Genomic DNA, 12470 nt, shown 5'->3' on the forward strand with positions numbered 1-12470 from the left:
TGACAACGGCAGATCATCGACGTTCGCGGACGGAAATCTGCCACCTGGTTCGGCCGCGTCCGCCCCAGTAATCGGGGCAGACTTTAAGGGCACGGCTGGGCGCAAAATCGGTCGAAAGAAACGACTCAGTCGAGCTTCACTTCGACAGGTTCGCCACCCACTTTCGCAGCTTCAGCGACGACCGTCTCAGGTGCGTCCTTCCCAGCTTTCACGACGAACGTTTTTCCCTTCGGAGCCCCTGGCGTGAACTTCGTTCCCGCTACACGGACTGTATAGAGAACCTCATCGGTCGTCGCGTCGACCAATTGGACGACGGGATCTTCCACGTCGAAGGTCATCTCGCCGAGCGTTCCCCACGAAGGTGGGCTGTAGTTGTCGAACTGCGAAATCGTCAGCGGCCAACCGGGATATTGCTTGGCCGAAGGATCGGTCACATCCACATTTCGCGGCCAACACTCCATCGTGATATCGCGGGTCCTGGTGTTGAGCCGAACGATGCCAAATCCAGCGGCTCGCGTGTTCAACAAATTGCCCGCAGGTTTCTTCTCTGGATTGGCCGCGGCGTAGTTGGTGACTTTGTTGGCGAAGCCATCCAGCGAGTCGCCGGTGTACTCAGGAGCCCCCGGCTCACGATTTTCACCTGGCTCAACTGGTTCCCACCAACGCAGATACAAGTTGGCGATCGAAGGCACGCAGAACGACCAAATCGAATCGCGGTATTCATCGATCCCGTGATGAAAGATGGTCGCCAAGTGTTGGTCACCGGCGTAGTGAAACGCGAAGGCCTTTCGAAGTGCTGCAAGAGCACGGTTGCGTCCAGTTTGAGGCCAGCCGTTGGAATCCATGTCCGCGTGCAAACGACCGTTTGCCGCCCCGTGAATGTGGGCACCACCACAAAAGATCGTTTGCGACAAAGCGACCTTCATGTCGGCATCGCTCCAATCCTTCGCCCAGTCTTCGATGAAGTCCAATTGACGCTCACCCAACAGAATCGCACCTTCAACATCGACACTGGCGGGATCGTATTCCGGGTTGCGAATGTGATCAGGACGAGGCCCCTGCTTTGGCACGCGACCGGCCGGCCCGGTCTTGAACTTGCGGTCTTCTAGAATTGCGAAGTCGATGTTTCCCCAATTGAGATTGGTGAAGTAGACACCGATGCCTTGTCCGATTTTGTGCGGATCCACCGGATCAGGCAGATGGCTGGTTTGGGCTCGCTCGACTTCTTGAACGTAGACGCCGGGTTGCGAATACCCGCCATCAGCCGCGCCGCTGAGCGTCGAGATCTTTCCGCTTTCGCCCCACAGGTTGGGTTGGCCGACATCATGATCGTCGGGCAGACAAACCGTCGGCCGATCCTTGATGATGTCGCCGAAGTCACGGCCAAATTTCAACCAAGCGGCATAGTGACGGTTGTGGTCGTAGACTTGGTCCCCCGAAAAGAACAACACATCTGCGTCGACCTTGTTCACGTTGTCGATCAAGTCCTGACGCGAAATGTCGCCGCCGTGAGCGGGCTGGATCGAGTTGCCGGTGAATCCAGCGACGACAATCTCGTCTTTGTCGATTGGATTCTTTCGAATCGTGCCTTCGTAGAACGCTTCGGTACCGTGCGCGACACGATACTTGACGGTCTTGGAATCGTCCCAGTTTTCGACTCGGAATGGTGCTGTCCATCCCGCTTCGATCACGTTCGCCTTGGCGACCTCGGTCCACTGACCATTCTTTTCGATTTCCAGTCGAGCTACCTTGGGATCACCGCCTGAAAGCGGATAAAGCTGCGCGGTCAGCTTCAACGTTTTGTCATGAACCGTGTACAGAGCAAAGCAAATGACGTCCTTTTTCGCGACGTTGGGAATGCTCAAATCCGCTCGCCGACGCCTTCCGGGTTGAGCGGACACAGATTCGGCAGTGACGAGCAGTGCCAAACAGCACAACGCCAAACGTTTCAATAACTTCATGACGGTTCCTAAAGGGGCAACAAGTTGTTTTTCATGAGGTGAATTCGATCGCCAACGCCGAATGATCAGCGGATGTCGTGGCGGGTTGTTTCGCTGGCTTTGTCGCTTCAGACGGCACGGCGGATTTTTGCCGACACCACAGAACGAACAGATACAGAGGAATCAGAAAGTGCGGCGCACGCAACACCGCCTCGTGGAGGAATTGGTCCGCGCCCCAGTAGTTTAGACTCATCGACATGCCAGCGACGGGCCGAGCCGCGGCGGTGAAGAATCCCCACAGTGTCGCGTATCCGGCCGCCCAAATCCTGATCGCCGGAACAAAGATCGCCAAACAAACCGCGAAATCCAGTACGCCGGCGGCTCGCAACAAAGTGTTCGCGGTTTCATATTCGACGCCCAGCGAAACCGAAATCATGCCGTAGAAGATCGACGGGGTTGGCCACCATCCGATCGCATAACAACCATGACCAGCAAATGTCATGATCATCGCAACCATCGCCGCGATCATGGTCACTCGATGACGAGCACCAAACCTCAATGCCAACACCAACAATAGCGGTGCGAGTATTTGACCGCCGTGCTCCACAAACATCGGCAACTGCCGCTGGGCACCGACGTATTTCGCATAACTCAAAACGGTCAACAAACCGCAACTGCCGACCAAGGCAATCATTTGAAACTTGGATTGCCGCCGAACGGTCAGGGTCAAAATGGTGCAGCCAACATACAACCATGTGATTCGCGACAACCACGTTTGCAGCCAACCATCGTCGGCTCCGGTCCCCACAAACTCGTCCCAGCTCACACCCAACGATTCGGCGAAGTCATACGTTGCGTCCTGCCAAAGCAGCACTCCGTAAGGAGCTTCCCAGTAGTAGTGCACCCAGGTCCAACCAGCGAAACACAGGCACGCCGCCAAGCGAAGGATCATCACCAACCCAAAGTCATTCGCGGCCCCCTCGGCGGCGTCTTCGCTTGCCCCGCGCTGAGCGGAATGGCGTTTTTCTTCAGCTGCAATTTTAGGTGGGCTGTTTTTCATCGGCGAGTTGCCAAGAAAGGCTGTACAGGCGGGCGTTGCTGAATCGCTTCGCGACATCAACGAGGAGGGACCCACAGTGTAACCCGTCCTCCGCAGCCTGCCAAAACCGTGACTCAAATGAGCCTGGGAATTGCAAACGCAAGCAGCTATCCCAACGTCATCGTCTCGATGCGTTCTTGCGGCGGCGATGAAGCCTGAGGTTCCTCGGCCGCGCGTCGTTCATCTTGGGTTGTCACCCGTCGCACGACCCACCAAAGGAACAGTGTCATCGCCAGAATGGAAACGATTGCAAACGCTCCTTCGAACAGCAGCGAACGACGAAGCTCCGCCACCGGCCCAAGCACTTCCGACAATCGATACTGAACCAACACGAGCAAATCGGTCTGCTCGACCGAAGGAATGGGCAACTGCCCACCAGACACAACTTCTTCACCATGATCTTCAGCAACGTCCGCAGCCCCGGCCGCGGTGGTTGGCCTTGGCAAGGTGACCGGCTCCATCGCTGCGATCCACTCGCCGCCGAAACCGTTGCCCTCCGAAGCGACTGCCATTGGGTCGCGATAGCCCACATCGCCGCCTTCGAGCAAACGGTCCATCGTCGCACCATCGACCTGATAGCTCTTGTCCGAAACCGTTTGCCCTTCTTCTCGCAATTGATCCATCAGCGGATGCTGCAACACGGTTCCACGAAGATCGCCTTCGCGTGCCTCCACCAACACCGCCACCTGACTGGGATTGGCCGTGTCCGACTCATCTCCAGAACGCGAACGCTGCAACAATTGGAAATCGCCAAGGTTGATCGTCGCCACAAACACCGCATCAGGATCGCGGTCAGGTGTCTCGCGACGACCGCTGACAATGACGCCGCTTTCTTCCAACCAAAGCGGAGTGCTGATCGCGACCTTCCACATCTTTGTCGCCGTACTTTGAAACGCCGAACTCAAGTGAGTGTGGCGAAGCGGCGACACCGAATCCATCGGAATCGTTGAGGGGTAGTCGTCCTTGCGTCCGGTGAAATAAGTCCGGTAAGCAAAGTTTCGGCCGACGCTGTTTTGTGCTCGCGGGACTGATTTCCCGTAAACGATCGTCATGATCGTTCCCGCCCCATCGGTCACAAACATCGTCGCCAGTCGCTGGCGAGGCTTGCCCGGTTCGGAAGGCTGCCGGTACTGCGCCAACCGCTCGGACAAGTATTCATCCAGCCGCAACTGCGCCGGATGCTCCAACAGAATGTCCCGAGCCGCGAGTGCGTCTTCGCGAACGAGCGCATCGACCGGCGTTGCAGAAGACGCGATGCGATCCAACACCGGCTTGGACGTTTCCCCTTGGATCAAATCGGCCAGCAACGTTTCAAATGTTTCCCGCTGAGCCTCCTCGTGAACCAAGTCAAAGTAGCGTTGGATTTCAGTTTCCAAAGTTTGCGCGGCCAAACGTGCCGCGAATTGGTTGCTTCCAAACGCTTCGGTTCGCAACTCTCGCGTTGCCGTCCGCGTCGCCAAATCAATGCTACGCGCACCAAAGAAACAGGTGGCCAACAACAGCAACAACGGGCCGACGATTCCCAGCAACATCAACGGTCGTCGCGATCGCGCTTTGTCGCGGACGGTCAGATCATCCAAGATCTGTTGAACGTTGCTGTAGCGAGATTCGGGATCAACTTCCAAACAACGCTGCATGATCTTTCGCAGCGATCGATCAACGTCACGCCGCGACAATTGCTCGGCTGCCGGCGGCGCCAAAGCGATCGCCTCGCGATACCGAGCCAACCGGCCGGGCAATGATCCCGCCGTATCCAATTGCGACAATAACGCTTGATCGCGATGCGGTGCCGACCCCGCCAACATTCGAAACAAAATCGCTCCCGCCGCGTAAACGTCCCAACGCGCATCAGGCGACGATTGGAAATCGGCTTGCTCGGGAGCCATGTAAAACAGCGTTCCCATCGCGGGCGTCTGATCGTGCGACATTCGGCTTTGGCCAAAGTCAGCCAAGCGTGGTTCGTTGTCCGCGGCCAAAAGAATATTGGCGGGCTTGATGTCGCAGTGCAGCACACCTTTGCCGTGACAATGGTTCAAGCCAATCAAGATCTTGCGGAACAAGTCGACCGCTTCGGCTACCGGCAACCGTCCACGGCGGACCAGCATGTCCTCCAGCGAACCACCTTCGATCAGTTCCATCACGTAGTAAGGCGGATCGGCGTCCCAGCCAACCTCGAGCACTTGCACCACGTGACGGTCAGCTGACAACTGAACCAAGTTCTTGACTTCGCGAGACAGCAAAGACCAGTTCACACCACCACGGTGCAAATAGAACTTCACCGCCACGCCGCGACCGGTGTTGATATCACGGCCAACCCAAACCTGCCCAAACGCACCTGATCCGAGAAAACGTTGCAGCCGAACACCGGGAACTTCCGCGGGCGGCATCGTCGCCCCCAACGACAAACGACGCGCGGCCGCTTGACCACCGATCGTTTGCGACTCGGTCATCGGCTCCCTCGAAGCTTCGGGCTGACGAGGCGGTTCCGAATCGGGAGACGGTGGCGGCATGTTCACCCGTTTGTAGCCTGAGAAGAAGTACGATTTTTCGCGGCGTCGATCAGCTTTTCTAGACCGTCTCGCAGCGGCGTGAGTTCGCGGCCCAGAATCTTTTTCATCTTAGTGATATCGGGACAACGTCGTGTCATGTCGCCTTCGGGCAGTGGTGGCAAATGCACCACCTTGGACGAACTGCCCGTCATTTCAATCACGGTTTCCGCCAGCGACTTGATTGTCATTTCAATGTCGCTGCCAATGTTGATCGTTTCGCAGGCCCAACTCGGGTCGTCCAACACTCGAGTCGTCGTGTCGAGATTATCGTCGACAAAGCAAAACGTTCGCGTCTGCATTCCGTCGCCATAGACCGGAATGTCTTCTCCCGCCAGCGCCGCGGCGATGAACTTTGGCACAACGAAGTCGGTGGTCTGCTTTGGCCCGTACGTATTGAAGAAACGGAAAACGTTGAACTGCAATCCAAACTCTTGGTGATACGACCGAAAGTAAGACTCGCCCAAGTTCTTAATTATTGCATAAGGTAATCGCGAATTCAGTGGCGTGGTTTGTTCATGCTGAGGCATTTCCACCGGTTCGCCATACACCTCGCTGCTGCTGGCATAAAAAACACGACCGACGCCGGTGTTCTTCGAAAGCGACAACACGTTCCGGATTCCGTCGATGTCTTCCAACACCGCAACGGGGTTTGCCAACGTTCGCTGGACGCCGACCAGCGCCGCGTAGTGAAACACCGCATCAAACCGAGTCGCCGTCATGATCGGCGACAAATCATCCATCCGGTTCACGTCGGCTTTGATGAACCGAACGTTCTTGGCCGACGCGGGTGGCAATTTTGATCGATCGCCCGTGACTAGGTTGTCCACCACGACGACTTCGTTGTCAGGCGACTCGGCCAAACGACACGCCAGCGATCCGCCCACGTTGCCGGCACCGCCGGTGATCAAGATTTTTCGTTGCGACTGCGTCATGTTGCTGATCAAAGAGAAGAGAAACTCACCCGACAATCATAGCTTTTCGATGCCCCGCTCGCGACGCGTGACCAACGGGAGCCTCAGAGTAGAACAATTGTCTCAATTGTTCCGTTAGGCCAGTTTCCAACACAAAGCCATCCCCTTCGCCAACTTCACTCGCGATCGCGTCAGGCTGCTCGGTAGCCAGAAGCGTTGCGAGCAGAAACCGCGGCCAACGCCGATCGGCTCACACAGGCGGAACCGTCACCCCAGATCTCACGCCCCGTACGATGGACTTCCAAGTCCGTCGACCCACCAGAGTAGAACAATTGCCTCAATTGTTCCGCCGGGCCAGTCTCCAACTCCAAGCCATACCCTTCGCCAACTTCACTCGCGATCGCGTCAGGCTGCTCGACGATTTCACCTCGCCACGCAAACAGCTGGGGACAACTGTTCTACTCTGACTGACCGAAGCAACCTTATGCCAAACGATGCAATCTTCGCGTCACCCATTCGAAAGTCAGAACGGATGCGATCAGCCACATCAGCACCGCATTCCGCCGCAGCGTGAACGCTGAATCCGGAGTGCCGGCCAGCAATGTGACCTGAGACTGCGGAACGATTGCTTCGGCCAATGTCGCTTTCACCTCGCTCATCGAAGTCGACTCGTCAACGGGAACGTATTCACCGCGAGTCGTCGAAGCCAAGTTCGACAATTCATCGTCGGCTCGACGAGGCCGTTCGAGCTCGCTGGTGGGCAATCGAACTTGCGCACTTTGGCGAAGCAACTGTTCATCGAGTGCGTCTCCCACGGCGAGTTGAATTTCATAGCCACCGCTTTTGGTGACAACAAAGTTGCCTGTGTAAGTTCCACCGCGTGGCGAGTCGGCCGCGGGGGTGAGTTTGAGATCTTTAATCTTCCCATCGGGCGCCAACAACTTTGCGGTCACCGATGGCTCCGTCAGCGGTTGAAATTGGTCGTCGACCAAGACAGCCCGCAGCGCAATGTTCTGTCCCACCATGGCTCGGTCCGAATCGACCAACAGCACACCTCGGTTGCTGTCTCGCAAAAGCCGCCCTTCGCTGACCCAACGAATCAATTTGGTGTAATAACTGTCGAAGTATCGATCGCCACCAGCACGCAATCGCCACACTTCGCCACTGCCTTGAAAGAAGACTCGTCCGGCGCCGTAGAACTGACTGGCCATGAAGATTGGCAGACTGCCGCTGACTTCCGTCGTCGGGTCAGAGAAGTATGCGTAGACCTTCGCACCGGGCTTCGCACTTTTGACTCCGACATAATCGTAGAAGCCACCAAATTCTTGCCAGACTTCAAAGCTCTCTTCGGGTGAATCACCCACCCAAAGAAACTCTGCTTGCGAGGCTTCCGGCGTGAACTTCAACGGCCATGCTTCCGATCCACCCTGGCGTCCACCGCCAAGCAAAGGACCTCTCGTCGCCAGATTCACTGGAAAGAACGCAGCGATCTGACTGGATCGCGGATCGGCACGATCTCCCGAGATCTTCGGATGGAAAACCGGACCAGCCACCAACACCAAACCACCGGCTTGCTGAGTCATGAAGCGATCCATCAAGTCAAGCGACGCGGAATCGATCGCCGACCAATCAGGATCGAACATCACCACCGCGTCGTATTCAAACAACTCTTCCGCAGTTTCTGGGAACCGAGCCAGCAGCTCGTCCGCGTCTTGGCTCATTCCCTGCATGCCGGTTTGCAGCCACACGTCAAGCTGCACCGATTCGTCACGGTAAAACAAGTTTCGGACAAACCGATACTCACGGGTCGGTCCACCGGCGATCGCCAAGACTCGCAGCTTTCGAGCAACCACTTCGTAGCGAGCCGTTTGCATGTTGTCAGTCGCATTGCGATCTTCCACGGGAGCCACCACGCGAACGGCCAAGCGTCGGCGCCCGACCGTCTGCGGCTCGACTTCAAACCGAATGTCGGTGAGCGTCGCATCAGGTTCCAACTTCACTCGTTGAGTGTCCAAAACCACGCCGCCCGGCAAACTGGTCGCCGCTTCCGACGAATTGCCATCTACTTCGGTCGCCGATCCATCATCGCCAGTGTCCAAGGCATCGACCAATTCGACATCCACTTCCAATGGCGACGTGCCGGTCGCCTGCAACACGGAAGCAACCACAAATTTGTCGCCCGGATAAACGCGGCGTGGGACTTCCAAATCAACCACACGGATGTTGGTCGGTGGCTGGCTGCTACCCAAACCAACCGGATAAACCGCCACTTCACCGCGGCGAGCCAACGCCAATGCAGACGACAGCGTCGCACCACCATTGTTCTGGCCATCAGTGATCACGATCACGCCCGCCAGTGTCGTCGGATCGTGGTCGACCAAAACCGATCGCAACGCATCACCAATCCGGCTCTGAGCACCACCTGCAACGATGACTTCGTCCCAATCAACCGCCTTCATCGTCGGCGAATCCGATTCGTCATCTTCTTCAGTGTCACCTTCGTTTGAATTCGATTCCGTCTCTTCCGACTCTGATTCAGTGGCGACTTCCCAACCAAAAAGCTGAGCGAGTGAACGGTCCGTATGCACGGCATAAACACCGCCAATCGAAACGATGCCGATAACCAGCGTGATCGCGGCGGCCAACAAAGACCAACCGATCGCGGAAGCCGATCCAGGCGTCTCGGCACTGGCTGCCTTGGTCAATCGTCTGCCCGATTTTTTGGCTTGTCCGACTCCAAAGACTCCAAGTGCGAAAGCAACCAAAGACGCAATCGCGAAGACGACCAAACAAAACCCGCCGAACAAAACAAACGGGCTCATTGGTTCGGCAAAGGCTTCTTCGTTCAACGACTGTTCCCTAGCCGATGTGTCCTCTTGATCGAATTTGGTTTGCACCAACCGAGGCTCGGTCGCCTGATCGAACAGATAAACACTCGTCCGATGTTCTTTCGCGAAGGATTCCACCAGCTCCGAATCAGCCACCAACTCTCGGGCCCGCTCGACTCGCGAAGGAGCCTCAATCGAATCACCGGACGGCAGCGACATACTTTGACTGGTGTCGACCATCACGATGACTTCGCTCGGCCGCGTCACCCGCCGCTCGGTACGCCGAACCAAATCAAAGAACAAAAACACGAGTGCCGTGACCGCAACCAAACGCAACCCGATCAGCGTCCATCGAACCGGACGTCGAAGTTCACCAACATCTCGCTTGTAGTAAAAAATGCATGCCGAGTAAGCGACGGCCAAACCCAAAACCACGGCGGCCCAAACCCACCATCCGTCCAGGCTGGTCGCTCTTGCGAATTCGTAGACAACTTGTTCTGAAGGGTTCATCGCGATGCTCCCGCCGTGGATGAATTCGCACTGGACGCTGCGTCGCCCGATCCAATTTCGTCATGAGTGGAAGCTCCAACCGTCCGCTTTCGCGAACGTCCCCGCGGTGCCGGACGAGGCAACTCCGACGCGGAACTGGTTCGCCTTCCGCGACTCCTTCGACTTCCGATGGCTCCATCACTCGTCGGCCGAACGTGATACGAAGCCCACGCCGCCAGAGCTTGCTCGATTGCCAACATCAAGACCAACAGCATCAGCAATATCAATAGGAATGTTGACATCCCGCCACCAACACCCGAAGCACCCCAATCGCCCGGCGACAGAAACTCAACCTCCAAAGGCAGCAAGTCTCGAATCACTTCGGCGCTGGTCACCCGAGCCAGATCCGACTCGCCGACGTTTAGAACAGACGCCACGGGCATCACGCTGGTTTGTCCGTCCGTCCCGGTCCGCAGCCACTCAATCGTGCCGGGCATCAACAACTCATCCAACCCAGCTTGGTCCGCGACGATTAATTCGCGAGGTGACACCGCGATCGTCGATTCGCTGGATTCGGCTTCCAACTCGATTTCCAACCGTGGCGGTTCGTTCGCAGGTGGCAGCAAGACCACAGTCGGCAGATAGTTTTCACTCGGCACATCAATCTCAGCTACCGAACCAACCATTCGACTGGTCGGTGGAGCCGAGCCGCTGAACAACATCGCGTTGCTTTGCAGCAAGAACACCACAAACGTCGGGTCGCCCGGCCAGTTGTTCCAATTGCCATCCAATCCCGTCGTGACCGTCACCACTCGCCCCCGGCCCATCCCATGCAGTGTTGCAACAGGGGTTTCGTCGGCTCGCGCCAACAACGTTTGAACGTTTGATTGAGCGAGCTCGACTTCCGCTTCGTCGCCAGTCAATTCTTCGCGAAGTTCTTCGGCGGGCGAAACCGCGGGCACCCATTGCCGACGAATGCTGACCAATCCAAAGATGCCGTTGCCGGCCGAAGCGATCGGGCCCAACAAATCAGCGTTCTTACCAAGCACCAACTTTGGCGACTCTTCAGACTCACCACCGAGACTCACTGCTGGGGCGATATCGAACGGCAAAAGCCCGCCGGCTTTGCCGCCGACCAGGTTGTTGTAGTTGTCCGCATCGACGTCGTCGCCAAGGAACCACGCCAATCCACCACCATCGCTCACGTATTGCGTCAGTGCATCGACGGCGCGTTTCGAAAGCTCAGGAACATCGATCAAATAAACCGCTCGATAACGTGACAATTGCTCCGTTGTCACATCGCGCAACATCGTGACAGGCTGAACTTCCGGAATCGCACCGATCCGAACTTGGCTACCGGGATCCAAAACTGACGCGACGTGGTAGGCACCAATTTCGTCCGAGTCACCACCGTCAATCAGCAAAACTCGCTGAGCATCGACCAACGGAATTGTGCAAACTCGTGAGTTATCAATCTCCAACGCATCGGTTGGCAAGTCGACTTTGACAACATGCGTTCCAACTTGATTGATAAAAATCTGAAACGACTTGGTCAGTTGCTGTCCACCCGGAATCGAGTCGATCAGAATCACTGGCAAATTTTGAACTTCGCCGCTGACGGTAACTGTCGGGTCCGCCGTTTTGACTTGATCACCGTAGGTGATAACGCTGGCAGACAGCGCCACGTTGGTTGCTTCACGTGGTGAATAGTTCTTGACCGTTACATTGACCACCACGGGAACGCCCGCGACCCAAACATCCGGCGTCGGGCTCAGATCCGTGATCGCCAAGTTGCGAGTGTTGTTGCCGGTTCGATTTTCAACGCAGTCAATCATCCGGATCTTTGCGCCGGCTTGATCGACGGATTCCAAGGCCTCGGCCATTCGCCGCGGTGCCGCCCAATCGCGTTGGGAAAAATCACTAACGACATACAGCGTTTGCGTGTCCGCGGTCGTGGCGGCGATCAAGTCCGAAGCCAAATCAATCGCGGGAACCAAATCGGTTCGCAGCGAAGAGGCTCGCGTCGCCATCAACCGGTCGACTTGCCTTCCATCGGGTGAAATCGTCTGAGCGGAAAGGTCAGCCGCCACGTCCGCCGATGCATTCTCGCCGGAGGATACCATCGCAGCTCGGCTAGCACGCATCACCGTCAACGTGTGATTGTCGCCATCGGCCGCCAGACGTTTGACCAATCCGGACACCGACGCCAAGGCTCGGTCGTAAGCGGTGTTTCCGACAACGCCGGCTGCATCGGCTTCCGTGCCGCTTTCTTCGGTTCCTCGACGCGAAACAATTTGTTGCATCGAGTAACTGTCATCAAGAATGATCACGTGGTGAGACGTCTGGCCTCCCAAAGCCCCGATCCATTCGCGTCCGCCAACCAATCCGGCCAGCAACGCGATCAGCAATGCCGCAACAGCCAAACGTGAAAGCAACAGCAACAGTTGCCGCAGAACGATCCAACGACGTTGCTTGCGATAACTCGCGAGCAAAAATTCCATCGCCGCCCACTTGGTTCGGCGATGCCGAAGCAAATTGATCAGGTGGACCAAGAGCGGCACCGCGACGAACGCGAAACCAATCGATAGGGCGGGATAAAGGAACAAGACGTTGGTGCTTTAAAGGTTGGACTCAGAGGAATAAAAAAAGAGTAG

At 56.7% G+C, this 12470-nt stretch carries 6 protein-coding genes; all 6 read right to left on the reverse strand.

What is annotated here, in order from left to right:
* Positions 1–125 precede the first annotated feature (125 nt).
* The 6 genes from RE6C_RS00835 to RE6C_RS00860 all read right to left on the reverse strand — a co-directional run bounded on the left by RE6C_RS00835 (position 126) and on the right by RE6C_RS00860 (position 12422).
* On the reverse strand, positions 126–1961 hold the full coding sequence (locus RE6C_RS00835) for a metallophosphoesterase family protein (protein ID WP_008652935.1): 1836 nt from the start codon (positions 1959–1961) through the stop codon (positions 126–128).
* A 31-nt stretch (positions 1962–1992) separates the two neighbouring features.
* Complete coding sequence (locus RE6C_RS00840; RefSeq protein ID WP_039960847.1) at positions 1993–3000, reverse strand: hypothetical protein; 1008 nt, start codon at positions 2998–3000, stop codon at positions 1993–1995.
* Positions 3001–3146: 146 nt separating this feature from the next.
* Positions 3147–5555, reverse strand: coding sequence for a serine/threonine-protein kinase (locus tag RE6C_RS00845; RefSeq protein ID WP_008652940.1), 2409 nt, complete (start codon positions 5553–5555; stop codon positions 3147–3149).
* Positions 5552–6556, reverse strand: coding sequence for an NAD-dependent epimerase/dehydratase family protein (locus tag RE6C_RS00850; RefSeq protein WP_008652943.1), 1005 nt, complete (start codon positions 6554–6556; stop codon positions 5552–5554). The genes RE6C_RS00845 and RE6C_RS00850 overlap by 4 nt, the downstream gene beginning before the upstream one ends.
* Positions 6557–6981: 425 nt before the next feature.
* On the reverse strand, positions 6982–9837 hold the full coding sequence (locus tag RE6C_RS00855; RefSeq protein WP_008652946.1) for a membrane protein: 2856 nt from the start codon (positions 9835–9837) through the stop codon (positions 6982–6984).
* Entirely contained in the window at positions 9834–12422 is a 2589-nt protein-coding gene (locus RE6C_RS00860) for a BatA domain-containing protein (protein ID WP_008652948.1), read from the reverse strand. The genes RE6C_RS00855 and RE6C_RS00860 overlap by 4 nt, the downstream gene beginning before the upstream one ends.
* Positions 12423–12470 lie beyond the last annotated feature (48 nt).

Origin of the sequence: Rhodopirellula europaea 6C, from assembly GCF_000338295.1 — a bacterium.
Classification (GTDB): domain Bacteria; phylum Planctomycetota; class Planctomycetia; order Pirellulales; family Pirellulaceae; genus Rhodopirellula; species Rhodopirellula europaea.

Bases quoted from the DNA above. Each gene is read 5' to 3' on its own strand.
- RE6C_RS00835 (WP_008652935.1), bottom strand. From the start codon at position 1,961: ATGAAGTTATTGAAACGTTTGGCGTTGTGCTGTTTGGCACTGCTCGTC.
- RE6C_RS00840 (WP_039960847.1), bottom strand. From the start codon at position 3,000: ATGAAAAACAGCCCACCTAAAATTGCAGCTGAAGAAAAACGCCATTCC.
- RE6C_RS00855 (WP_008652946.1), bottom strand. From the start codon at position 9,837: ATGAACCCTTCAGAACAAGTTGTCTACGAATTCGCAAGAGCGACCAGC.